The organism is Rhodocytophaga aerolata (assembly GCF_030503435.1).
In the GTDB taxonomy this organism is placed as follows: domain Bacteria; phylum Bacteroidota; class Bacteroidia; order Cytophagales; family 172606-1; genus Rhodocytophaga; species Rhodocytophaga aerolata.
Genome location: NZ_JAUKPO010000030.1, coordinates 1 through 24,581 on the forward strand (window position 1 = coordinate 1; position 24,581 = coordinate 24,581).

General features: G+C 41.2%; 20 protein-coding genes and 1 tRNA gene. 12 read left to right on the top strand and 9 right to left on the bottom strand.

Annotated elements, in window-relative coordinates; genetic code table 11:
- Positions 1 to 157 precede the first annotated feature (157 nt).
- The 4 genes from Q0590_RS29220 (at position 158) to Q0590_RS29235 (ending at position 6,319) form a co-directional block, all read left to right on the top strand.
- Complete coding sequence (locus tag Q0590_RS29220) at positions 158 to 4,717, top strand: PAS domain S-box protein (protein ID WP_302041193.1); 4,560 nt, start codon at positions 158 to 160, stop codon at positions 4,715 to 4,717.
- A gap of 3 nt (positions 4,718 to 4,720) precedes the next feature.
- The gene (locus Q0590_RS29225; RefSeq protein ID WP_302041194.1) at positions 4,721 to 5,098 is read left to right on the top strand and encodes a response regulator; all 378 of its coding nucleotides are present in this window, start codon (positions 4,721 to 4,723) and stop codon (positions 5,096 to 5,098) included.
- A 104-nt stretch (positions 5,099 to 5,202) separates the two neighbouring features.
- Complete coding sequence (locus Q0590_RS29230) at positions 5,203 to 5,484, top strand: hypothetical protein (protein WP_302041195.1); 282 nt, start codon at positions 5,203 to 5,205, stop codon at positions 5,482 to 5,484.
- Between the two features lie 73 nt (positions 5,485 to 5,557).
- The gene (locus Q0590_RS29235) at positions 5,558 to 6,319 is read left to right on the top strand and encodes an MBL fold metallo-hydrolase (protein WP_302041196.1); all 762 of its coding nucleotides are present in this window, start codon (positions 5,558 to 5,560) and stop codon (positions 6,317 to 6,319) included.
- A gap of 7 nt (positions 6,320 to 6,326) precedes the next feature.
- Here the strand turns inward: Q0590_RS29235 and Q0590_RS29240 are convergent, their stop codons facing one another.
- Complete coding sequence (locus Q0590_RS29240) at positions 6,327 to 8,870, bottom strand: ABC transporter permease (protein ID WP_302041197.1); 2,544 nt, start codon at positions 8,868 to 8,870, stop codon at positions 6,327 to 6,329.
- Positions 8,871 to 8,891: 21 nt separating this feature from the next.
- Positions 8,892 to 9,593, bottom strand: a complete 702-nt coding sequence (locus tag Q0590_RS29245) for an ABC transporter ATP-binding protein (RefSeq protein WP_302041198.1) — start codon at positions 9,591 to 9,593, stop codon at positions 8,892 to 8,894.
- Between the two features lie 279 nt (positions 9,594 to 9,872).
- Here Q0590_RS29245 and Q0590_RS29250 point away from each other — a divergent pair, with 279 nt between their 5' ends.
- The 4 genes from Q0590_RS29250 (at position 9,873) to lpcA (ending at position 13,522) form a co-directional block, all read left to right on the top strand.
- Complete coding sequence (locus Q0590_RS29250) at positions 9,873 to 10,586, top strand: arylesterase (RefSeq protein WP_302041199.1); 714 nt, start codon at positions 9,873 to 9,875, stop codon at positions 10,584 to 10,586.
- A 142-nt stretch (positions 10,587 to 10,728) separates the two neighbouring features.
- Positions 10,729 to 12,417: a capsule assembly Wzi family protein gene (locus tag Q0590_RS29255; RefSeq protein ID WP_302041200.1), complete on the top strand. Its 1,689-nt coding sequence runs from the start codon at positions 10,729 to 10,731 to the stop codon at positions 12,415 to 12,417.
- Positions 12,418 to 12,491: 74 nt separating this feature from the next.
- Complete coding sequence (locus Q0590_RS29260; RefSeq protein WP_302041201.1) at positions 12,492 to 12,896, top strand: hypothetical protein; 405 nt, start codon at positions 12,492 to 12,494, stop codon at positions 12,894 to 12,896.
- A 47-nt stretch (positions 12,897 to 12,943) separates the two neighbouring features.
- Positions 12,944 to 13,522, top strand: a complete 579-nt coding sequence (lpcA, locus tag Q0590_RS29265; protein ID WP_302041202.1) for a D-sedoheptulose 7-phosphate isomerase — start codon at positions 12,944 to 12,946, stop codon at positions 13,520 to 13,522.
- A 56-nt stretch (positions 13,523 to 13,578) separates the two neighbouring features.
- Here the strand turns inward: lpcA and Q0590_RS29270 are convergent, their stop codons facing one another.
- The 4 genes from Q0590_RS29270 to Q0590_RS29285 all read right to left on the bottom strand — a co-directional run bounded on the left by Q0590_RS29270 (position 13,579) and on the right by Q0590_RS29285 (position 15,789).
- Positions 13,579 to 14,091 (bottom strand): DUF2480 family protein, encoded by a 513-nt coding sequence (locus Q0590_RS29270; RefSeq protein ID WP_302041203.1) that lies wholly within the window; start codon positions 14,089 to 14,091, stop codon positions 13,579 to 13,581.
- 18 nt (positions 14,092 to 14,109) lie between these two features.
- Positions 14,110 to 14,787: a tRNA (adenosine(37)-N6)-threonylcarbamoyltransferase complex dimerization subunit type 1 TsaB gene (tsaB, locus tag Q0590_RS29275; protein ID WP_302041204.1), complete on the bottom strand. Its 678-nt coding sequence runs from the start codon at positions 14,785 to 14,787 to the stop codon at positions 14,110 to 14,112.
- 117 nt (positions 14,788 to 14,904) lie between these two features.
- Entirely contained in the window at positions 14,905 to 15,357 is a 453-nt protein-coding gene (locus Q0590_RS29280) for a hypothetical protein (protein ID WP_302041205.1), read from the bottom strand.
- Positions 15,358 to 15,715: 358 nt separating this feature from the next.
- Positions 15,716 to 15,789 (bottom strand) — tRNA-Asn (locus tag Q0590_RS29285).
- A 438-nt stretch (positions 15,790 to 16,227) separates the two neighbouring features.
- Here Q0590_RS29285 and Q0590_RS29290 point away from each other — a divergent pair.
- From Q0590_RS29290 to Q0590_RS29300, 3 genes are all read left to right on the top strand, one after another.
- Positions 16,228 to 17,715, top strand: a complete 1,488-nt coding sequence (locus tag Q0590_RS29290; RefSeq protein WP_302041206.1) for a Do family serine endopeptidase — start codon at positions 16,228 to 16,230, stop codon at positions 17,713 to 17,715.
- A 91-nt stretch (positions 17,716 to 17,806) separates the two neighbouring features.
- Positions 17,807 to 19,345 (top strand): L-piperidine-6-carboxylate dehydrogenase, encoded by a 1,539-nt coding sequence (gene amaB, locus Q0590_RS29295; protein WP_302041207.1) that lies wholly within the window; start codon positions 17,807 to 17,809, stop codon positions 19,343 to 19,345.
- Positions 19,346 to 19,450: 105 nt separating this feature from the next.
- Entirely contained in the window at positions 19,451 to 19,867 is a 417-nt protein-coding gene (locus tag Q0590_RS29300; protein ID WP_302041208.1) for a response regulator, read from the top strand.
- A 139-nt stretch (positions 19,868 to 20,006) separates the two neighbouring features.
- On the opposite strand, the gene Q0590_RS29305 is transcribed toward Q0590_RS29300, so the two are convergent.
- Positions 20,007 to 21,452, bottom strand: coding sequence for a hypothetical protein (locus Q0590_RS29305; protein WP_302041209.1), 1,446 nt, complete (start codon positions 21,450 to 21,452; stop codon positions 20,007 to 20,009).
- 224 nt (positions 21,453 to 21,676) lie between these two features.
- Between Q0590_RS29305 and Q0590_RS29310 the strand changes: the two genes are divergently transcribed.
- Positions 21,677 to 22,111 (top strand): GNAT family N-acetyltransferase, encoded by a 435-nt coding sequence (locus Q0590_RS29310; RefSeq protein ID WP_302041210.1) that lies wholly within the window; start codon positions 21,677 to 21,679, stop codon positions 22,109 to 22,111.
- A gap of 41 nt (positions 22,112 to 22,152) precedes the next feature.
- Here Q0590_RS29310 and Q0590_RS29315 read toward each other — a convergent pair whose 3' ends face one another.
- Both Q0590_RS29315 and typA read right to left on the bottom strand, forming a co-directional pair.
- Positions 22,153 to 22,356 (bottom strand): hypothetical protein, encoded by a 204-nt coding sequence (locus Q0590_RS29315; protein ID WP_302041211.1) that lies wholly within the window; start codon positions 22,354 to 22,356, stop codon positions 22,153 to 22,155.
- Between the two features lie 137 nt (positions 22,357 to 22,493).
- Positions 22,494 to 24,299 (bottom strand): translational GTPase TypA, encoded by a 1,806-nt coding sequence (gene typA, locus Q0590_RS29320; protein WP_302041212.1) that lies wholly within the window; start codon positions 24,297 to 24,299, stop codon positions 22,494 to 22,496.
- Positions 24,300 to 24,581 lie beyond the last annotated feature (282 nt).

Consider the following 24,581-nt stretch of genomic DNA (forward strand, 5'->3'; position numbering starts at 1 on the left):
AAACAGTTATAAAAACGCAGCTTAACTATTTGTCCAGTTTATTGTTGCAAGTTCAATTGAATAATTTATACCAATAGTTTAGTTACCTAGGCAACAATAGACTAAAATAGGTTTTACAAAGCATTAAAAAACCTGCAAGTTTGTAAGTGAATAATATATGGAAACGTTACAAAATAAAACCAAAGCCCAGTTAATAGAAGAGATCCTCCGGTTGCGTAAATCGGTAGTTCAGCGGATGGATTTTGTATCTGCGCCTGAAGAAGTGGCTACTAATAGTGTTCTGGAAGGTTCCTATACCGGACTGGGAACCGGCCATACATCAGACATAGATATTTATGACTTTGACCTGAATTACCGGGGAATATTTAATTCCAGCAGCGATGCTATTTTTATATTCAGCAAAGATGGAATCATTCTGGATGTGAATCAGAGTGCCTTACAAGAATACCAGTGTACCAAAAAAGACCTGCTGGGGATGTATGCTGTTGACTTTTGCAAGAAATATAACTATCCGGCAGATGTAGACAAACTCCAGCAAATTTTTGACTATACCTGGCAAGGAAAAGATACCAGAATGGAGTGGGAAGGCGTGACTCCTTCAGGCAAGTTTCTGGCCCGTGAAATTGTGTTTAAAATAGGCCGGTATCTGGGGGAAGAAGTAATTATCAGCTATGGAAAAGATATTACGGAAAAAAAGCAGGCACAAAAGATCATTCAGGAAAGTGAAGCCAGATTCCGCACCCTGGCCGATAATGCCCCGGTATTATTGCGGATGACCAATGAAAACCATCAATTTTATTATTTCAATAAACAATGGTTGCAGTTTACCGGCCGTTCGCTGAAGAAAGAAAATGATAAAGGCTGGCTTGGGTGTGTGCATGGCGACGATAAAGCTCAGGTAAGCGAAGCGCTGCAATATGCCTTCAAAAAGAAAAAAAGCTACGAAATCAGCTACCGGCTCAAGCGGAAAGATGGGCAGTACCGGTGGATTCTGGATAATGGCGTGCCACATTTTGATACTGAAGGAAAATTTAAAGGATTTATCTCTTCGGCGCTCGACATAAGTGAGAGGAAGATGGCCGAAGAAGAGAAGCAACGGGAAGATGCCATCCGGAGTGCAGATGAAACCTTTATGAAAGCCCTGGAAGATGTAAATTTTGCCGGCTTACGCGTAGAAAAAGATGGTACCCTTTCTTTTATTAATAATTATCTGCTTAATGCCACCGGCTACAAACGGGAGGAAGTAATTGGCAAAAACTTTTTTGATTTTTTTGTGCCTGCCTATGAACGGGAAGCCCGCCGCGAAGAGTTCACCAGAGCTTTGCGGAATGGGGGCTTTTTTGAAAACATGGAGCGCAGTTTACTTACCAGAGATGGCAAAGTTCGCTTCATCCAGTTCAGTTCCGTCATGCTCAATAGCCAGGGCGGCGAAATACAAGGCATTACCCGCATTGGTGAAGATGTAACCGACCGGAAAAAAGTTACTGAAAGCCTTGCCCGTAACCAGGCGCAACTGCAAGACTTATTTGACAATGCCAATGACCTGATCCAGATTATTTCTATGCGGGGAGATATTTTGTTTGTGAACAAAGCCTGGAAAGACAAAATGGGCTACAAAGACAGTGAAATTGAGAACATGAACCTCAAGGACATTGTGCACCCGGATTATGGAAAGTCTACCTTACGAATGTTCCGCCGTATTGTAAAAGGAGAGAAGTTATTCAAGTTCCAGACGGTATTTGTAAGCCGCGAAGGAAACAGCATTTACCTGGCAGGTAGTGTGAGTTGCCGCTATGAGAATGGCAGGCCTACGGCTTTCCGTTGTATACTATACGACACTACCGATAAAATACGGGCTGAAAAAGCACAAAACTTGTATTACAGTATTGCCAGCTTAACCACCAAAAGCCATAATCTGGATAATCTCTATCAGAATATTCATAAGGAACTAGGCAAAGTAATTGAGGTAAGGAATTTTTATATCACCCTGTATAATAAAGAAAAAAATTCACTCAACTTCCCCTATTATGTAGACGAAGATCAGCATGGAGAAATACGCCTGACGCAGCGGAAAGTGGGCAAAGGCTTAACTGAGTATGCCATGTTCTACAACGAGCCCTTGTTCCTCTATGAGGAGCAGATCCGGCAACTGGCCAAAGACCATAACCTGGAAATATTTGGGGCCATACCCAAAGTATGGCTGGGCGTACCCTTAAAAGTAGAAAACCGCATTACCGGAATTATTGCTGTAAAATGCTACAGAAGCCGTACTACCTATAGCATCCGCGATCTGGAATTACTCGACTTTATATCCGGCCAAATTGCGTTGGCCATTGAACGGAAGCAGAACGAAGAAAAGCTGCAAAAGCAAACGGCCCGCTTAAATGCTATTTTTGAAAGTGGCACTCACCTGATGTGGTCCATCAACCGCAAAATGTATCTGACTTCATTCAATCAGAATTATGCCGATGCAATTGAAAGCCAGTATGGGGTAAAACTTATTCAGGGAAATGCCACTGAAAAAGTACGTTCATTCCTGTTTAATGACGAACAATACTTATTGTGGGAAAGAAAATACGAAGCCGCTTTCCGGGGGAGTCCGCAGTACTTTGAGGCGCAGATGAACGACCGGGATGGCAAAAGTGTATGGCGGGAAATTTACCTCAATCCTATTTTTATGCAGGACGGCAGCATCGAGGAGGTTTCCGGTATTGCCCATGATATTACGCATAAAAAGCAGGCAGAAATTGCCCTGATGGAAAGCGAAGAAAAATTCCGCGATATATTCGAATCGTTCCAGGATATTTATTACCGCTCCGATCTGACCGGCCGTATTCTTATGATCAGCCCATCGGCCTATGAAGTTAGCGGATACCGCCCTTTTGAGATCATTAATAAAAAGATATCTAATTTTTTCAATGATATAGCCAGAAGCCGGAATGTGCTCCGGGAACTATTGCGCTATGGCAGTGCCAAAAACCTGGAAGCTAGTTTCCAGACCAAAAGCGGCTCCATTCTGCAATTCATTCTCAACATGCGCCTGGTGTATGATAAACAAGGTAATCCGGTAGAGATAGAAGGCGTTGCCCGGGACATTACCGAACTGAAGAAATCAGCAGAAGAACTGCTAAAGGCTAAGGAGATTGCAGAAAAATCACTGAAAATTAAAGAGTTGTTCCTGGCTAATATGAGCCACGAAATCCGTACGCCAATGAATGGTATTATTGGCATGATTGACTTGCTAAGCGACACAGACCTACAACCCACACAGCTGGAATATGTGCAGACAGTAAAAAAATCATCGGAGACGCTGCTGTATATTCTTAACGACATACTGGATCTGTCGAAAATTGAGGCTGGCAAAATGGAATTACATAAAGCACCCATGTCGCTGGAAGTAACCATTGAAAAATTGTATGCCTTGTTTGCCCAGCAGGCAAATTCCAAAAAGAATGAGCTTAGCTATCAGATAGAGCCTGAAATTCCGAAGTTTATTGTAGCCGATGAAACCAGGTTACTGCAAATACTTTCCAACCTGACATCCAATGCCATTAAATTCACAGAAAATGGTAAAATCACTATTAATGTTTCGCTGATACAAAGTAAGGGTAAACTGAAAAAGTTTAAGGTAAAAGTAACAGATACCGGTATTGGAATAGCGCAAGAGAATTTGTTTTTGCTGTTCAATAACTTCAGCCAGATAGATAATTCTTCTTCTAAGTCGTATGCTGGTACAGGCCTTGGACTATCCATCGCCAAAGAGCTAAGCCGCATGATGAATGGTGAAATAGGTGTGGAATCTGCCCCGCAAAAAGGCAGTACTTTCTGGTTTACTTTTGAAGCCAAAGAAACGCAGACCGCTCCACAGAATTTACCTTCTACCACCAATGATTTTAAAGCTGGCGACCACTTTGGCAACTCCTCTCCATTTATTCTGTTAACCGATGATAATATTGTAAATCAGCGGGTAGCCAGTGAAATTCTGATTAAATCCGGCTGTATACTTGAAGTAGCCAGCAATGGGCAGGAAGCCATAGATCTGGTACAGGCTACCTATAACGATCCGGACAAACGTATGTATGACCTCATTTTTATGGATATACAAATGCCGGATATGGATGGGATTGAGGCAACCCAGAAAATAAAACAACTAGCCATCGACAAACTTCCACCCATTGTAGCCATGACGGCTTATTCAATGCGTGAAGACCGGGACCGTTTTCTGAGCCAGGGTATGGACGATTATATACCTAAACCTATCCGGGCTAATACGCTGATTGCTAAAGTAAAGGAATGGTTTGTACCACAGAAAAAAACTTCTGCAAAGAAAGGTAAACAAGCGAAAGTCAAGGAAGCAGAGGTAGTAGCAGATGGCGCGCCAATTTTGAACCAGGAAGTGATGGAACAGCTAAAAAAATTCGGAGGCATAGAACTGTTGGCAAGCGTATTTGAAGATTTTGATACAGAGACGGCACAGTTGCTGGAAGAATCTAATAATTATTTAAAAAATAACGACTACAATAAAATTTTAAGTAATTTGCACACACTCAAAGGCAGTGCAGGTACCATTGGAGCCGACCGGATTGCCAATTTATCAAGAGATGCTGAAAGCCGCTTGAAAAATAAAATTACGGATCAGCTGGCAGCCGATCTGCAAAATCTGCAGCTATTTTTTAAAGAGTTTCAAACTGAATATAAGAAAGCATTAATAACCTAACGTATGAACGCCGCAAAAAAAGTACTTATCGCTGAAGATAGTTCTGTCATTCAAAACCTGACTAAGAAGATTTTACAGTTCCAGAATTTTGATATTGTTGCTGTAAAAAACGGTGAGCAGGTATTACAAACGTTACAAAAAGAAGACATCGATATAATTCTCATGGATATTAATATGCCAGTAATGGACGGCATGGAATGTGCCCGTCAGGTACGTGCCCTGCCTGATGCCAAAAAGGCTGGTATCCCCATTGTAGCCATCACTGGCAACGCCAAAAATTATTCCATGGAAGATTTCAAAAAAGCCGGCATCACGGATTATCTTCAGAAGCCTCTGGATTTTGATAAACTGGTAAGCGTCGTAAAAGAATTGACGGCTTAATAACTATTTATTCTGGTAAATGAGTGATTAGCTGATTAAAGGCAGTTTCATACCCATGCCTTTTGTCAGATAACCTGTCATTCTTTTACCTATTTTTATTTCTGATGCAAATAAAGTATACAGCCCAGTTTCTGCATAAGCTGGAAGATATTTTCGCAGAATCTGATTATATGTTGCGGTACGAAAAAGGCAACTTTAAATCAGGATACTGTGTTCTGAAAGATACCAAAATTGTGATCATCAATAAGTATTTTACAACAGAGGGGAAGATTAACTGCTTACTGGATATTCTCCGTACTATCCGGATGGATACCTCCAGGTTTAGTGAAAAAAATAAAAAATTATTGGACGAATTAACCACGTCAGTGCCGGTAAAACAGGCATAATATGGTTTCCCATTCCTGACAAATTCTTTACCCTTTTGGGAAGCTTTTGCAGGGTTACTCCGCTAACAAACGTATGGTTGTAACTTTTCTGGGTACAGGCACTTCACAGGGAATTCCGGTAATCGCTTGCGAATGTGAAGTATGCCATTCAGTTGATTTCCGCGACAAACGTCTGCGCGTATCGGTGCATCTGCAAATTAATGATAAGAGCTTTATTATAGACTCTGGCCCGGATTTCCGGCAGCAGGTACTCCGCGAACGGATAAAAACCCTGGATGCTTTACTCTTCACGCATGAGCATAAGGATCACACCGCTGGCATGGATGATATCCGTTCTTATAATTTCAGGCAGAAAAAAGATATGCCCATTTTCGGCAGGGCTTCGGTAATAGAGCAGATTAAGCGGGAGTTTTTTTATATATTTTCTGATTTTAAATATCCAGGCATTCCCAGAGTTGAGGTGAATATTATTGAAAATACCCCTTTTCTGGTGGAAGGAATCAACGTAATTCCAGTGGAAGTAATGCACTACCGTTTGCCTGTATTCGGTTTCCGTATTGGCGACTTTACCTATATTACTGATGCCAACTATATTGCCCCGGAAGAACTGGAAAAAATAAGAGGTTCTAAAGTAATTGTACTCAATGCCCTCCAGAAAGAATCGCATATTTCCCATTTTAACCTTTCGCAGGCCGTAGAACTTCTCAAGGAATTGAAGCCAGATAAGGCTTTTCTTACCCATATTAGCCATAAACTGGGCTTACATGCCGAGGTAGAAAAAGAATTACCAGCCTTTATCCGAATCGCCTACGATGGGTTAAAGTTTGAAGTGTAGAGGTTCCCTATACTTCCGTCCGAAGAATCTCCAGTGGTGGTCGGTTTAATACGCCACGGCTATTAAGCATGCCAATCAGTACAGTTAATCCAGTTACTACAACTAGTACAACCATCAGTGGAGTAAGTACTGGCTGGAAAGGTACTTCAAACACAAATAGGGCTAATAACCAGCTGCTAATAAGTGATAATAAAATGCCCGATAACGTAGCCAAAGCTCCCAGAAAAAGATATTCGATAATGGAAATTTGGATGATTTGCTTGCTATTGGCGCCTAGTGTCCGGAGCAGCACACTTTCTTGTATCCGCTGATATTTGCTGATAATGACAGAACTGCTCAATACGATTAATCCGGTGATAATGCTAAATAAAGCCATAAACTGGATAACAAATGATACCTTATTCAAGATTTCATCAATAGTGCGCAGAATCAAACCCAGGTCAATAGCCGATACATTGGGATAGGCCTGTACTAATTCCCGCTGAAACTTAGCCGACTGGTCGGATGACTTTACTTTGGTAACCAGCACATGAAACTGAGGCGCTTCTTCCAATACTCCATTTGGAAACACAATAAGAAAATTGGTTTGTACCCGGTTCCAGTCTATTTCCCGGGTGCTGCCAACATAGGTTTTAATAGGAGAACCTTGTACGTTAAAGACGAGTTCATCGCCTATTTTCAACTTCATCCGCTCCAGATACCGGTCTTCTACAGAAACGAAAATGCTGTCGGAAGGTGAATTAAGTTTGCGCAACTGGCCCTGCTGCAATTTTTCAGACGTAATCAGCTTATCGCGGTAGGTAACCCGGTATTCCCGGGTGAGTGCCCAGTCAGGAATTTTGGCAGAGGTATCTTTTTGAATAGCTTCTACCGTACGTCCATTAATTTGAGAAAGGCGCATAGTAACAATAGGAGCTTCCTGTAAAATAGGAATGCCTGAATCTTTAGCCAGTTTCACTACTGCTTCTTTCTGATTGGTTTGAATATCGAAAAGCACCATATTTGGCTGGTTACCGCTGCCTGAAAGTGTTACCTGGTCTAACAGCAGGTTTTGGGATACATATAAAGTAGAAATCAGAAATGTACCCAGGCCAATGGCAATAATCAGAATCAGGGTTTGGTTTTGCGGGCGGTATAAATTGGCCAGGCTTTGCCGCCAGACATAACTCCAGGAAACCGGGAAAAAGCGGCGTACCAGATACATAATTAATATGCCCATGCCGGTTAGTAAGAGAAAAGCCACACAAATACCCACGGTAAATCCTAAAGCCTGCCGCCAGTCTCTGATCTGCAAATAAGCAAACCCTCCAACAAACAAAATAATAAGCCCATAAATTAACCACCTGGCCGGATCTTTCGCCGAAGTATCTTCCTCAAAAGAAGCCCGCAGGGTACGCAAGGGAGAGATACGCCGGATAGATAATAAAGGCAGCAAAGCAAATAATACGGCCATCGTTAAGCCAATTCCTACACCCTGCCCAATGGCTGCCCAGGCAATGGTAACCGCTACATCTACCGGAAGGAATTCTCCCAATATTTCAGGCAGCACAAATTGAATAGCCGACCCCAACAAAGCCCCCATCAGCGCACCAGTAAAGCCCATCAGAAAAGTTTGAATAAGAAATATATAAAAGGTTTGCCAGCCCCCGGCGCCCAGGCAACGCAATACAGCTACAGAAGCCAGTTTTTCTTTCACATATAAATGAATGGCACTAGCCACCCCTACACAACCCAACAACAGGGCAATAAAGCCTACTAAATTCAAAAAACGGGTCATGTTAGCAAATGTGCGGCCTATTTCCTCTTTTCGTTCTTCTACTGTATCTGAGTTGATACCTTCTTTATCTAATCTGGGTTCCAACGTTTCTGCAAGCTTTTCAACATCGGTGCCAGGCAGCTGGTAATAAAACTTATAGTTGATCCGGCTGCCCCGTTGTACCAAGCCAGTACCATCTAGATAATTGAGGGGAATATATACCGTTGGCGCTACAGTCGTTGAAACTGCTGACTGACCGGGCATTTTTAAAATTCTGCCTATAATATAGAAAGTAGTTTCGCCAATTTTTACTGAATCGCCGGGTTCAATGTTGAACTGGGTCATCAGCACATCGTCTACCAAGGCTTTTTTGCCGCCTTGCTTAAAGGTGCTAAAAGCATCGGCAGGAATGGTTTCTACTTCTCCAAAATAGGGAAAGTTTCCTTGTAAAGCTTTTACCTGAATAAGCCGGGTTCCGCTGTTTTTCGGAAAAAATACCATGGATGCAAACCCCCGCTCTTCTGACCTTTCCTGACCTATAGAGTCTATCAATTGCTGTGCTTCCGGAGAAACAGGCTTATTTGTGCTTAAGGCCAGGTCGGCTCCTAATAGTTCTTTCGCCTGGTCATCTATACTTTTTTCAAGGTTGATGGCAAATGAGTTAATGGCTACCAAGGCGGCTATACCCAGCATAATGGAAGACATAAACAGGAGCAGACGTTGCCGGCTTTTGCGGCTGTCGCGCCAGGCCATTTGCCATAGCCAGGGATTAAAAGGAGAGGAGGAGGAAGACATAGGTGTTACAACTAAATAAAATTAAATCTGCTGACGGACAGCTTCGGTGAGGGTATCGGAAACCACACTCCCTCCTTTGATACGGATGATACGGCCGGTTTTGGCAGCTAAATCTAAATCGTGTGTTACTAAAATAAGGGTAGTACCTTGTTCCCGGTTCAGTTCAAATATTAGTTTTTCTACCTTATCACTGGTTTCGGTGTCCAGGTTGCCGGTGGGCTCATCGGCAAACAAAATTCTGGGTTTGTTAGAAAAAGCCCTGGCCAGGGACACCCGCTGTTGTTCGCCGCCAGAAAGTTGCGTTGGATAATGGTGTTGCCTGGAAGCTAGTCCCACGCGGTCTAATAACTCCAGCGCCCGTTTGGCTACCCCTTTTTCCCCACGCAATTCCATGGGCACCATTACATTTTCCAGGGCAGTAAGGGTAGGCATTAGCTGAAAGTTCTGAAAAATAAATCCTACATATTGATTCCGTACTCTGGCTCTTTCATCTTCGCTCAGTTTATCGAGCTGTACGCCATTTAGAAACACACTGCCGGAGCTAGACCTGTCCAAACCGGCACATAAGCCAAGTAAAGTTGTTTTTCCGCTACCAGATGGGCCAACGATGGAAAAAGTATCGCCTGCTTGTACATCAAATGATACGTTATCCAATACGGTTAATGTACGGTTGCCACTTTGATAAGATTTTGTCAGATTTTGAACGCGTAATATGCTTGACATTGAAGATATAAGGCTGCTATAGTAAATGATTGTATGCAATTAGTAACAACAAAATGCCGCTTTTGATCCCGCTATGTGATAAATGGACAAGTTGCCGGATGAAAGGAAACATGCATCCATACCTATGGGTATAACTCATAGGGCCTCTGTTTGTTATACATACGTATTAGATGAAATAATATTGGATTTTTTTACTTGAACACAGAATAATTTTAGTAATATACTGGTTATCCTAGTAGAAAGCCATTAATCACTGGTATTATTTTTATAAGTTTACATATGATTAAGCTCGTTAAAACACTTTATTTCTATAGTTTATTGGGATGCCTGTGTACGGCTTGTCAGTCAACCAACTCTGAGGAGCAAACCACTGCTACCACCCAGCAAACAAAAGATACTGTTTCTACAAAAACGGCTTCCAAGGCTGAACCCAAAACTATTCTTTTCTTTGGTAACAGCCTTACGGCTGGATATGGTCTGGAGCCCTCACAAGCTTTCCCGGCAATAATTCAGCAGAAAATAGATTCTGCCGGCTGGAATTATACAGTAATTAACTCAGGCTTAAGCGGAGAAACTACGGCTGGCGGTAAGAGCCGGATTGGCTGGGTACTGAGGCAGAAAGTAGATGTGTTTGTGCTGGAGCTTGGCGGAAACGATGGCCTACGCGGCGTAGAACTGGAATCTACCAGAAATAACCTGCAAGCCATTATTGATACGGTACGGGCAAAAAATCCGGATGTTAAAATAATTTTGGCTGGTATGCAAATTCCGCCCAATATGGGACCCGACTATACCAGTAAATTCAGGACAATTTATCCTGAGTTGGCTGAGAAAAATAACTTGCCCTTAATTCCCTTTCTGTTAGAAGGTGTGGGTGGAATTGCCAGGTTAAATCTACCAGATGGTATTCATCCAACGGCCGAAGGGCATCAGCTTGTGGCCGCAAATGTATGGAAAGTGCTGGCTCCCATTTTACAAGAGCAGAATAGTTAATGTGAATACAATAAAAATCTGGAAATTATAAATGTCTGCTGAAAAGGATAAACTCCCTGCCAGCAGACATTTCTGCTTTATTTCTGCACATTTCCACATTTTGTTTAACTTGCCGCCAGTTTTATTTCAAGCCAACTAAGCTATGCGCCTAACAACGTGTTTGTTTTATACTTTTCTGCTATCTGCTTCCCTTATTTTTTCACTTACTCAATCTTACGCACAAAGTGTATATGCTCCCTTAAACCGGGATTATTACCACCTGCTGGAAAGATACGAAATAAAATACGGCCGCTTTGCGGAGGGGTTCCATAGCCATATCCGGCCTTTTGAACGCAAAGGAATAGCCCAACTGGCTGACAGTGTAGCCGCCAATCATAATTATTTGACTTCGCGCGACCGGTTTAATATTGATTATCTTCGAAACGACAACTGGGAGTGGACTGATAGTGCTTCTAACGACAACCGCAAACCCATCTTTGGTATTTTTTACCAGAAAAAGTCAGACTTGTATCAGTACCGGAGCGATGATTTTGAAGTGCACGTTAACCCGGTATTGTACCTGGGCGCAGGCGTAGCATCCGGTGAAGATGTCACACCCTATATCAATACCAGAGGGGTAGAACTGCGGGGAATGATCTCCAAAAAAATTGGCTTTTATACTTTTCTGGCAGAAAACCAGGCTGTATTTCCCGAATATGTACGTGAGCGGATCGGATTTTATAATGCAGTGCCTAATGAAGGATACTTTAAACCTTTCAAACAGAACGGTGTAGATTTTCTTACGGCCAGAGGGTATATTACGTTCAACATCGTAAAACCCATACAAGTACAGTTTGGGCACGACCGCAATTTTATTGGCAATGGTTACCGTTCCATGATCTTATCCGATTACTCGAACAGTCATTTGTTTTTAAAGCTCAATACACGCGTCTGGAAAATTAACTACCAGAATATCTTTGCCCAGATGAATGCGGATATCCCCACCTTTGCAGATGCCGTGTTTCCAAAAAAATATTTTGCCTTCCACCACTTAAGTGTAAACCTCACCAAAAACCTGAATATAGGTATATTTGAAGCGGTTATGTTTGGCCGGGGCGACTCTACGCAGCGCAATGGCTTTGACCTGAATTACCTAAATCCTCTTATTTTTTACCGATCCATAGAACAACAGATTGGCAGCGAAGATAATGCATTACTCGGCATGGACTTTAAATGGAATTTCCTGCGGCATTTCTCCGTATATGGCCAGCTGATGCTCGATGAGTTTTTATTAGGGGAGATCAGAGATGGCAATGGCTGGTGGGCAAACAAACAAGCCGGACAAATCGGATTAAAATACATTGATGTAGCCAATATTCCCAACCTGGATTTACAGGCAGAAGCCAATATTGCGAGGCCATATACCTATTCCCACGAAACACCTTATACCAGTTATGCCCATTACAATCAGCCACTGGCCCATCCGCTGGGAGCTAATTTTTATGAGTTTATCGGTATTCTGCGTTACCAGCCTATCAACCGCCTGCAACTAACTGGTAAACTGATTTATGCGGAATATGGCGCAGATTCTCCTGGCACTAACTGGGGTGGGAATGTACGGCTACCTTACCAGACACGGGTGCAGGAATATGGGAATGAGATTGGGCAGGGAGTAACCTCGTATCTTACGTACGCCGATCTTACAGCCAGTTATCAGTTCAAGCACAATTTGTTTTTAGACGTAAAGCAAATTGCCAGACGGGTAAACACAGCATTGCCTGTAAAGCAGAATACCTTATTTACGTCTGTAGCACTCCGGTGGAATATTCCACAACGGATGTATGAATTTTAATGGGGGTTAAAAGAAGCAGAAAACGAATTGTTAAAAAAAGCGTTAGTACTATAAACTAATTATACCCTACCGATATGACTTCTTTTAAAAAGATAATGTATGTCATTTATACATTAATGTTAATTCTTACCATTTTAGGTGTGTTGTACAATGATAGCATCATAGCCACTTTTGATCTGGAGACAAGTAATACGCTATGGATGTTCTGGGCATTAATCGGATATGTGTTACTTATGTTTGAAAGTGTACTGGAAAATATTCACCTTTCTAGCAAAAATAAATCGTATGCACAGCTTGCCAAAGAAAATACAGAATTGAAAGCCCGCATGTACGACGATATGATGAAAACCAGAGACCGCGACTTTGACAAAGACAGAACCGTTATCAGAAATACAGATACCAGAAGGCCCGCCACTGATGTTGATGAAACCATTATTGTTGACAAAACAAAGGAAAACCGTCCAAGGCCCCTGTTGTAAAGATAATTAGATACTAGTAAAGCCCGCCTGCTTGCTTATATTTGTGCATGAATTATTCGCAATTAATTACTGAAGAACTCTCTGAAGCAGCTCTGCTATTGCAGCGGTTTTTGTCTGACGAAAATAATTTAGTACAGATTGAACAGGTAGCCAGCCTTATGGCTGAGGCAATTAAAAATGGCCATAAGATAATATCCTGTGGAAACGGAGGATCTCATTGCGATGCCATGCATTTTGCTGAAGAACTCTCCGGCAGGTACAGGGATCACCGCCGCTCTTTGCCTGCCATTGCCATTTCTGATGTAAGCCATATTACCTGCACGGGAAACGATTATGGATTTGACCATATTTTCAGCCGTTTTGTAGAAGGCCTTGGGCAGCCTGGCGATGTGTTGTTAGGTATCAGTACCAGTGGAAATTCTGCCAATGTCATCCGGGCTGTGGAAAAAGCAAGAGAAAAGGGAATGGTTACCGTATGCCTTACCGGAAAAGATGGTGGTAAACTGGCTGCCCTGGCTGACAGAGAAATCCGGGTGCCACATCAAGGATATGCCGACCGTATCCAAGAAGTGCACATCAAGATCATCCATATACTCATCCTGCTAATCGAAAAAATGACCTTATAAGTGCAGAACACAAAGCACAGATAGGAAAAAAGTCACCTTACATAGCTTAACAGGTTTTATTTTCGCTTATAGATAGGTACTGTGCTGCAAGGTTCGCCATACATCAGGCTTTTTGCATGGGGTTTTAAAAGTCTGGTAATTTCTACATAGGCATACGTTGGGACCGGCAAATTTCCACAGCCTTTTACGACCACCCTCGCATCTTTAAAAGAGGTTAGATCTAGTTTAGCTAAGGCATGCGAAAAAAGAGCTTCTTCCAGCGTTTCTAAGCTACCAAATACAAAAAAATTAGCATAAGGTTCCAGGTAAGTTGCCAGCAGCATATACGCCCAGGTAGGTACAATAGCATCCGCCGAGCAAATAATAGCTACATTTTTATCTGTATACTGAGTCCAGTCATGTGTTTTTAGAAACTCTCTGAAATCCTTTTCCTTCAAAATTAATCCCTGGAATAGATTGTCTGTAATATCATATACTACCCTTTGGCCAGGATGGTAGAAATCTTCCAGGTCTAGCGTTAACAAGCCACTGTTAGCTACTTTGTTTATGAGTATGTCTTGTTCTTCCATAAAGATTTTACACAGAGGTTATGCTTTCTTATAAAAGAATTCTTTGAGGTAAAAAGGTTCAAAATAGGCAATATTTTCAAACATATTCTTCAGGTAATGCTGATGTGCCAAAACCCCTGTATACTTAGCCGATGGATATACATCATCTGCAAACAAAGCAGTTGGTTGGTGGCTTAACAAAGGCTTGCACTTGGCTGCTCCATTTCCAAAAAAAACCACCCGGTTGCTTGCCAGAAGTTCATCAAAAGAATGTTCTTGAATGATTCGGGCATCTACAGGCAAGACAGATTCCAGTTCACTTGTAAACACCTCACAATAAACCTCCATGCGGCGGGCATCTAGCATCGGACAAAATAAAAAATCTTTTATAGGATATTGCTTGCTTACGCCATAAGCCATTGCTTGTAGGGTAGACACAGAAATCAACGGCTTATCCAATGCATAGCACAAACCTTTGGCTGTTGCCACACCAATGCGCAAACCTGTATACGACCCTGGCCCTTTAGAAACTGCAACAGCGGATATATCTGCCAGTTGAAAACCGGCATTATGCAGGAGTTGGTCAATCAGTAAAGTAATGGCACTGGCATGCGATTTTTCCGTAAATAATTCGTAAACCCCAATCAATTGTGCATCCTCATGGAGGGCAACCGAGCAGACATGCGTAGAGGTTTCTATGCTAAGAATAAGTGCCATACCTCATAAGGTGATAAGAATAAGACCAGATACCAACGTACATATAATAATTTTCAAAAAGTAATAGTAGTTATACCATTGCTGGTTACCATCGATACAGGTAGCAATAATCTTTTTCTATGTATCGTATAGCCTAAGAGGATTGGAACTGAAGTTTATTTTTTCTATGATTTGAAAGTATTGCCGGGTAGCATATTTATTCATAATAAAACCTCCGCCTGAAACCCACAAAAGTTTTTCCTGGCTGCCCCTGGTATTGTACACAGTCGAATATTCACTAATGGCCAGAGACTCTGCTGAAGCAGGTTCACTCGCATACATGGCATTTAAAGAAGCTAATTCCTTCTCAAATTGGGAAGCCCCGCCACCATTTATTATATATTCTCCTCCTTCTATTTCTGCAATCAGCTCGAATCCCTCCTCCGTTTCTATAAAACATTTTATTCCACCTTCTTCGTGAGACCGCCCTACAACATATCCACCTAAGCGGGCATCAATAGCAAAAGCCTCTTTTAATAAGCCTAAAAACTCTTCTTTGGTAAGTGTCCTGTGTACTAATGGCTGTTTCATAAGCTCATTTTTTATAAAATTAAGCAGTTCAACTGATTTAAATTAAAATATCTTTTAGCCAATGTCATTCCGAGGGGAGGAGGAATCTCTTTAGACAGTATCGGTAACATCAAAATGATTTCTTCAACTACATTGGTTCCCATCGGCTCTCGCCTTAGTAATCCTTGAAATGACAATTTTTAATTATCTTCTACTTCTGTTGATATGTGTAAGTCAACAAACAATGCATACATGTGAATAAATAGATAAGAAAACTCTTTTGCAAGCCAATTTTAAGGCTATACGCATTTAATTGCTGAAAATGTACAAAACAAAAAAGCAGTTACAAGTTTTATCTTATAACTGCTTGACTTTTAAGCTCTTCCTCCTGGGCTCGAACCAGGGACCCTCTGATTAACAGTCAGATGCTCTAACCGACTGAGCTAAGGAAGAGTGTCTCTTAAATCGGTGTGCAATAATAGCCCGTTATTTTTAATTACACAAAAAAAATCTTAAAAATTTTTGCCATAAATCCCTGCAATTAGCCCATAAATCAGCCTTATTTTGATTGTTGAAAAAGATAAGGATATGTTCTATGCTAGCGGTAAGTGTTTTTGAATTATTGTGTCCGCTTTATGGATAGAGAAGTTTGGAACAAAAAAGTAAATTCGGTAAATTAAGGTTGCCGTAATCGAAAAAGGTGTAGTTAGCAGGTAGTGGGTTTGTTTAAAAAGTTTTTACTGCTTAAAAAGCATTTTTAAAACAAGCACTTATAGTTTTTCGTTTTACTATTCACATCCTGAAAAAGTTTCTTACAAATACATACTATACATTGTTAAACCTAAGGCAGATTTCGGCTTTAGCCTTATTAATCATCTATTATCTAATCAAATGAGCAAAACACAATTTATTCTGGGGCTCTTGCTGGCTTCTGTATTGGGCGGATTTATTGCCCTGGCAGGTTTTAGATTTTTCAATGAAGATAAAAAAGAAGAATCTTTTGAACAGAAGCAAAACGTACGCTTTTCAAGCTACTTCGCCGATACTTCCTTCACCGTGCCTGAAGGGCTGAATTTTATTTATGCGGCTGAACGGGTTCGTCCGGCAGTAGTACATATTAAAACATCCTATGAAGCTACAGCCTATGGCAAATCGGAAGATGAAGACCTGGAAGGTTTATTTAAAGACTTTCATGGCAGCCCGTTTGGCGGACAATTTGGCAATCCGGGCCCAAGAGAGTCGGCAGGTTCCGGGGTTATTATTTCTGCTGACGGGTACATTGCCACTAACAACCACGTAGTAGAAGATGCCCGCAAAATCCGGGTTATTCTGGATGATAAACGCAGCTACGAAGGTACCGTGGTAGGTACCGACCCCACAACAGATCTGGCTCTAGTAAAAATAGAGGCCAAAGACCTGCCTTTTATTCACTATGGCGATTCTGATAATCTGAAAGTAGGAGAGTGGGTATTAGCCATTGGTAATCCTTTTGATCTGACCTCTACGGTTACAGCCGGAATTGTAAGCGCCAAAGGCAGAAATATTAATATTCTGCGCGATAAAAATGGCATGCAAATAGAATCCTTTATACAAACAGATGCGGCTGTAAACCCAGGAAATAGCGGTGGAGCGTTGGTAGACCTGAAAGGTAAACTGGTAGGTATTAACACAGCTATTGCTACCAATACCCGTTTTTCCCAGGGCTATTCTTTTGCCGTGCCAGTTACTTTAATCAAAAAAGTAATGGATGATTTGCTGAAATACGGAGAAGTACAGCGAGCGCTCTTAGGCGTAAAAATCAGGCAAGACATTGATGCTGATTTTGCCAGAGAAAAAGGATTAAAGTCTTTGAAAGGGGTGTATGTGGATGAAGTAAATGAAGGCAGTGCTGCACAACAAGCCGGCATGAAAACCGGCGATGTTATTAAAAAAATAAATGACATTGAAGTCAATACATCGGCCGAGTTACAGGGCTTGGTAGCTACGTACCGGCCGGGCGATAAGGTAAAAGTAACCTATGAGCGGAATGGCAAGGAGATGAATACGAATGTAGTATTGAAAGATAGTATGGGCCGGACAACGGTTGTAAAGCGTGAAATTGAGAAGCGGGAGAGTATACTGGGGGCCGAACTAGAACCTGTTGCTGCTGACGAAAAACGGAAATTGAATATTGAAAATGGCGTGAGAATTACCCGGCTTGGGTCTGGTAAAATTAAAGATGCCGGCATTAGTGAAGGATTTATTATAACGCATGTAGATAAAAAATCAGTGAAATCGGCTGCCGATGTAACCAAAGCCATAAAAAATATAAAAGGCCCTTTCCTCATTGAAGGCGTATATCCAGACGGAACCAAAGCATACCGGGCTGTGGAACAATAATAATTTATCCGGTAAAACCTTTAAACTCTTTAAATTCTCTGGTATTTAAAGAGTTTTTTTATTTTTGTAAACCAGCTAACTATTTTATTCTATGCACAACATCCTGGAATCGCTACAAATCCGCTCCCTTAATCCATCCTTTAGTACCGGCCTTACCTGGGGAACTACTCAGGAACGTGAGGTAAAAGCAATTCATTCGCCTATTGATGGAAAACTGATTGCTTCTGTATGTATGGCCAGTGCAGAAGATTACGAGCAAGTTGTAAAACAGGCACAAGCAGCTTTTGTTCAATGGCGCAACGTACCTGCTCCCAAACGGGGAGAGGTAGTAAGGCAGATTGGGCAAGAATTGCGGCTGCATAAAGAAATGTTAGGCAAGCTGGTGACAATGGAAATGGGAAAGATATTGCAGGAAGGCCTGGGAGAAGTCCAGGAAATGATTGATATCTGTGATTTTGCTGTTGGCTTATCCCGCCAGCTTCATGGATTTACCATGCATTCGGAACGTGCTGATCACCGGATGTATGAACAGTACCATCCTCTAGGAATTGTAGGTATTATTTCAGCATTTAATTTTCCGGTAGCCGTATGGTCCTGGAATGCCATGCTGGCTGCCGTATGTGGCGATGTATGCATATGGAAGCCTTCGGAAAAAACACCGTTAACGGCTATTGCCTGCCAGCAGATTATTAGCAAGGTGTTGAAAGAAAATAATGTCCCTGAAGGTGTATTCAGCCTCATCATTGGAGATGCCAGAATAGGGCAGCAGATGGCGGAAGACGAAAGAGTGCCCCTTATATCAGCAACGGGCTCTACGCGCATGGGCAAACAGGTGGCAAAAGCAGTGGCTGGCAGACTTGGGAAATCCTTGTTAGAGCTTGGAGGAAATAATGCAATAATTATTACACCACAGGCAAATATTGAATCCGCTGTGAGAGCCACCGTTTTTGGCGCTGTGGGTACCTGCGGACAGCGGTGTACGACTACCCGCCGCCTTATTGTCCATGCCGATGTATACGATCAGGTAAAGGAAAGATTGCTTCAAATCTATGACCGGCTACCTATTGGCAATCCTTTGCAGGAGAGCACATTGGTTGGGCCGCTAATTGATAAAGAGGCAGTAAAATCATTCACCCAGGCTCTGGAAAAAGTACAACAAGAAGGAGGCAAGCTATTGACCGGTGGTAACTCCCTGGAAGGAAGTGCGTATATTTCGGGAACGTATGTAAAGCCTGCCATTGTGGAAGCAGAAAACCATTATTTAACTGTACAAGAAGAAACGTTTGCGCCTATTTTATATCTTATCCGCTATGAAGGCTCTGTAGAAAATGCTATTGCATTACAGAACGGTGTGCGGCAGGGATTGTCTTCTGCAATATTTTCTACGCATTTACAAGAAACAGAGGCATTTTTAGCTTCTTCAGGTTCAGATTGTGGAATTGCAAATGTAAATATTGGCACGTCCGGTGCAGAAATTGGAGGAGCTTTTGGTGGGGAGAAAGAGACGGGAGGCGGGCGTGAATCAGGTTCAGATGCCTGGAAATTCTATATGCGCCGGCAGACAAATACGATCAATTATGGCAAGACAATGCCTTTGGCACAGGGGATAAAATTTGAAATTGCACCATAATCTTACCTTGCCTAAAATATTTTTTTTTGCGTTTATTGTTGCATTTTATATCTTTAAATCAGTTACCTTTAAAAAAAATATACCTCAACTTTATCAATCATAAGTATGCCTGAGCAAAAGACTAAGTACAATACCATTATGTTGATAGACGATAATGAGATTGATAATTTGATCAATCAGAAAATTATCGAATCGTCTAATATATGTAAAAATATCTTTACTCATACCGGTGGAAAAAGTGCAATTGAATTCTTAAAAAACATGGAAAAAATTGCAGCTTCCGTACCCGGCTGTTTACCTGAAATAATTTTTCTTGATATTGATATGCCATTGATGGATGGCTTCCAGTTTCTAGATGAGTTTGATAAACTCTCCAAAGAAACTAAACAATATTGCAGTGTAGTTATGCTTACTTCTTCTATTAATCCACAGGATATGAATAAGTCTAAAAAGTATGATTACGTAAAAAAATATGTAAATAAGCCGCTTACCCAAGACAGCCTGTCAAAGTTAAGTATCTAATATATTTATCTGATTTTTATCTACACGAGCCGGAAATATATTCCGGCTTTTTTGTTTTATAGGCTTTACTTTCTGCAATAAAAAAGGTGCTGTAATATATACAGCACCTTTGTGGCTATGGTTAAATATACAAGTGTAATTAAGAAGTCAATCTGTTGATAAAGCCTTCGTCCATTTTAATGTAATTGGTAATAGAGAAGCCTTTTTCATGGGTTTTGGCAAGCTTTTCTACCAGGCTTCTGATTTTAGCTGCTTTTCCGTTTTTGCTGTCGTACAGAGAAGTCTTCAGTATTTTTGTGAATAACAACATTCTCTCGCAGTTGTCTTTTCCCAAAATACGGATCTGGCGCTGAATGCTGTTCAATAACTGGCTGAACAATTCGTAGTCGTTTAATAAGCAGTATTGCAAGGCAAGTAACAGTTTTACTTCTAGCTGTGCTTGTGGGAAACGTTTCAAACTCAGGTCATTCAGCAAATTGTTGATCCACTTAGAAGCCTCATCGTACTTATTGGCATAGTAGCAGGATAAAGCCCGGTAGGTTACATAGGAAATGTATTTTGGCAGATCATTTGTATCAATCTCAAAGTCCTGGAATAACCCGTCGTTTTCCTCATACATCAAATGCTCTGTATCTGTGCGGATGTGGCGGTTTACTTTCGTAAACAGGAACTGAGAAGGATAGGTATATAAACTATAGTTAGTAAGCAAAGTACTTACAGCATCGTTTACCTCATCAAAGTATTTCTCAGCCTTTTTATATACTTTGTAGTGTGTATAATACTCTAATTTCAGGAATTCAAATACCAGTTTCAAATGGTAATAAATAGAATCCAGGCTATACTGCGTAAAGATCTTTTCTACATTAGCCAGGATATCCTCAATTGGCTCCATGTCGTCCTTGTGAGACTCTATTTCATCTTCCACAAATAAGCGGTGGAAAATGCTCATGCAATGCTGATATACATACAAGCGGTGAGACTGGTACAAGCGGCATACATTGTCCATTTCCCGGTGTAACAGGGTTAATTCTAGTTTCTCGGTAGGAGTGCCAGATAAGGTATATAAACCGTATTTCTTGAAGTATTCGGCCAGCAAGTCTTCTGCTTTATCTACGGCCAGCATATAGGCTACGTGACGGTTATAGAGCTGTGAGTAATTGAATAACTCAGGCGTATTGATATGCAGTTTCTTGAGCGTTTTGTAGATAACTGTTAACTCGTTAGACAAATCGTAGTCTAACAGTTCTTTCTCTAATTTCTTTAAAGTAGCTACTGCAATAGCTCTTTTTTTAGTGAAAATTATTTCATTGATATTGGCTACTTTTTTCAAAAGGTCGGTCCGTGGACTTTCCATTTGCTGCAGTAGGTATTCTTCTATTTTCTGATTGAGGCGGGAGCGGAGGGTATAATATGCATTGGTGTTTACTTCCAATTCATCCATAATCTTGCTATCCGACAATTGCTTTTCACGCATAAACTTCAGCAGGTAGGCAGATTTTTCTGCGTTACTTGTCATCAAAGAATCGTAAATAGCTTTGTAATCTTCCTGTGAAAGTTGCTTTATTATGTTTTTTAATTTAGCCATAGCACTTATTCAGTAATTAATTTAAAAGGAGTATATATAATGATGTAAGGTTGTATATTTACACGCTAAGGTAAATCTAAATTATGATCACAATGTAACAAAATTTAAAACTATTAAAAAGAAATCATACCGAAGTAGAAAATTAGCATAAAAAATTTCCAAACCTTATCATTTTCATGTAAAATGCTGATTTACCTAGATTTTTTGACTAAAAATGATTAACGATGGTAGTAACTTCGCCTCAATCGAAGCAGGATTTTGATAGATATTATCAGTTACGCTGGGAAATCTTACGTAAACCCTGGGGACAGCCCAAAGGTAGTGAGGTAACAACAGAGGAGGATTCCTGTATTCACGCAATGGTTTTGGCCGATTCCGGGGAAATTCTGGGAGTTGCACGGCTTCAATTTAACTCGCCACAAACAGCACAGGTTAGGTTTGTAGCCGTAGCCCAGCAAGCCCAGGGAAAGGGAGTAGGTAAACTGCTAATGGAGTATCTGGAGAAGGTAGCTAAAGAAAAGGGTGCAACAGAAGTAGTACTCGATGCCCGTGAAAATGCGGTGCCTTTCTATAAAAAAATTAACTACCAGGTTACCGAGAAAACCTATTTGCTCTTCAATGAAATTCAGCATTACCGGATGGTAAAGAAATTATTGTAAGAATGGCCTTCAAAATTTATTGCCTATAAAGGATTTCTACCTCAGCAGGACATTCCCCGTTTGTTAAATGTTTGCCAGGCTTTATCTCTTGCCTCCACATCTTCGGTAGGTATGTCACTTTCCTCAGCAGATTGATTTTGTAATGCTACATACAAACTCTCTGCTTTTCTAGCTAAATACGATTCTATGGCTTCTTTCCCTAGCTTTGCCAGCAGTTCTTCGGGTACCTCTACTTCAATTTTCATGGTTTTTCCTTTTTATAGATAACAGACTTCTACATGCGGTAAAGTGAAAATAGCCTATAAAAGTTTTTCTATTAACGGAAGATAATAAAAAAGCCAGACGTTGAATCTGGCTTTTTTATTACTTATACAGAGAAGTTTTAATTGGCTTTTGCTTCCATACGTTTACGTTCGTTCTCATCCAGGTAGATTTTACGCATCCGGATAGATTTTGGCGTAATTTCCAGGTATTCATCTTTCTGGATATATTCCATGGCTTCTTCCAGAGAGAACTGGATTTTGGGTGTAATCCGCACGTTGGTGTCTGACCCTGAAGCACGCATGTTTGTAAGCTGCTTGCCTTTCTGAATGTTTATCACAATATCATTCTGGCGGTTGTGCTCCCCAATTACCTGACCCATATATACCTCTTCACCCGGATCAACAAAGAAGAAGCCCCGGTCCTGTAACTTATCAATAGCGTAGGCTGTTCCTGCACCAGTTTCCATAGAAATAAGCGAGCCATTGATGCGTCCTGGAATGTTGCCTTTATAAGGCTCATACGCTTTGAACCGGTGGTTCATAATAGCCTCACCGGCAGTAGCGGTAAGTACGTTATTCCGTAAACCGATAATTCCACGGGCAGGAATAATAAATTCCAGGTGCTGTAAGTCGCCTTTAGGCTCCATCACCAGCAGTTCACCCTTCCGTTGTGTCACCAGTTCAATAACTTTACCGGCCGATTCCTCAGGTACATCTACCACCAGCGTTTCTACTGGCTCATGCCGTACCCCATCAATTTCTTTAAAAATTACCTGTGGCTGACCTACCTGCAATTCGTACCCTTCGCGGCGCATGGTTTCTATTAAGATAGATAAATGCAGAATTCCCCGTCCATATACCAAAAATTTATCTTCGCTATCGGTGGTCTCTACACGCATAGCCAGGTTCTTTTCTACTTCTTTAAAAAGCCTATCTCTTAAGTGGCGGGAAGTTACATATTTGCCTTCTTTTCCGAAGAAAGGAGAGGTATTAATAGTGAAGAGCATATTCATGGTAGGCTCATCAATAGAAATTCTGGGTAATGGTTCTGGCTTTTCTGCATCTGCCAGCGTATCACCAATCTCAAAATCTTCCAGGCCCACTACAGCGCAAATATCACCAGCTTTTACTTCGGCCACTTTTATTTTACCTAAGCCTTCAAATACCTGCAATTCTTTAATGCGTACTTTCTTTACTACCTCATTGGCTTTTAACAAAGACATAAATGCGCCTTCTTTCAGTGTTCCTCTGAATACACGGCCTATGGCTATACGGCCTACAAAAGAAGAATAATCCAGGGAAGTAATCTGCATTTGAGGTGTACCTTCTATAAAGGGGGCGGCAGGTATATTTTCTACAATGGCATCCAGCAGCGGAATAATATTATCAGTAGGTTTCCGCCAGTCGGTGCTCATCCATCCTTGTTTGGAGGAACCATAGATGGTCACAAAATTCAACTGCTCTTCGCTAGCTTCCAGGTTAAACATTAAATCGAACACTGATTCATGTACTTCGTCCGGGCGGCAATTTTCTTTATCTACTTTATTAATTACAACAATCGGCTTCAACCCTAGTTGAATGGCTTTGCTCAACACAAACCGGGTTTGCGGCATAGGACCTTCAAAGGCATCTACCAAAAGCAGTACGCCGTCGGCCATTTTCAGAACCCGTTCTACTTCACCTCCAAAATCGGCGTGGCCTGGGGTGTCTATAATATTGATCTTTACGTCTTTATACCGGACAGATACGTTCTTGGCTACAATAGTGATTCCTCGTTCCCGTTCCAGGTCATTATTATCGAGGATAAGGTCACCAAATTCCTGATTTTCGCGGAAAATCTTGGAGGCATGAATAATTTTGTCTACCAGTGTAGTTTTGCCATGGTCAACGTGTGCAATAATGGCAATATTTCTGATGCTTTGCATTCTACTTTTTTAAATTGAGCCGCAAAGGTACGAATATTTGCCAAATTTAGGGTAAAGAGTCAGATAAATTGTACATTAACAATTACTTACATTTTGGTGATCTTGCATTATTTTATTGGATTTTATAACAATTACAAGTCTGCTTAGCTAATTATTCAGACATATTATTCAATGGATTTGCTAATTTTGACTTTCTTTGAAAAATAATAGAATATTGCCTGTTGCCTTTTGTGTAGAACTTCCTGAAGGACACGTGCTTACTAAGTCGACTCACTAATCAGT